Below are 586 nucleotides of genomic sequence, written 5' to 3'. Positions count from 1 at the left end.
CAAAGTCGGTAATTGTAGCGGCGTCAGGTGCCGGCTGTCAGTTGCAGACTGCGTCTATCTGCGCGGTTTGCGCGAAATGTAGTGGTAACCATAAAAAACGAGCACTTTTTTTACGGTTATGTAGTGCCGAAATCGACCGGTGTTACGGAGGGTTACAGACATCGGCTAACAGTCGTCGAAAAATTGACTGCGCTGAAAGCCCCGGTTTTACTGGGCTGGCGCGAGGCGTAATTTTTTTGAACGGAATTTTGTTACCGATTGCGCGACAAGCGCGCATTGCTACAAGAGGTTCTCGGCGGCATAATGTAGCCCCTTTTTTCTGCCCCTACATGTGGAAGGTTCCCGTGACTCAGAAGCCCGACCAGTGTCTTGGTGAATGGATCGACCGTGAAGCACTCGCAGAAGCGATGATTCCGCTTATCGGTCAGCTCTACCGCAATAACAACGTGGTGAGCTCGATCTATGGCCGCAGCCTGATCAACCAGTCTGTCATCGCGATTCTCAAAGCTCACCGCTTTGCTCGCCACCGTTCCTCCGACGATAGCGAACTCTCCGTCCACGAAACATTCCCTCCTGCTTAAAGCCA

Annotated in this window: 1 pseudogene; it reads left to right on the top strand. The window is 52.2% G+C overall.

Features of this window, described 5'->3' with window-relative positions:
• Positions 1-329: 329 nt before the first annotated feature.
• A pseudogene (locus HT737_RS29575) lies at positions 330-572 on the top strand (glyceraldehyde-3-phosphate dehydrogenase); the annotation flags it as partial.
• Between the last annotated feature and the right edge of the window lie 14 nt (positions 573-586).

It is taken from the genome of Pseudomonas sp. MD195_PC81_125 (assembly GCF_014060985.1).
In the GTDB taxonomy this organism is placed as follows: domain Bacteria; phylum Pseudomonadota; class Gammaproteobacteria; order Pseudomonadales; family Pseudomonadaceae; genus Aquipseudomonas; species Aquipseudomonas parakoreensis.
Note: the sequence above shows the minus strand (reverse complement) of the source record. Positions and strands in the feature narration are given on the sequence as shown.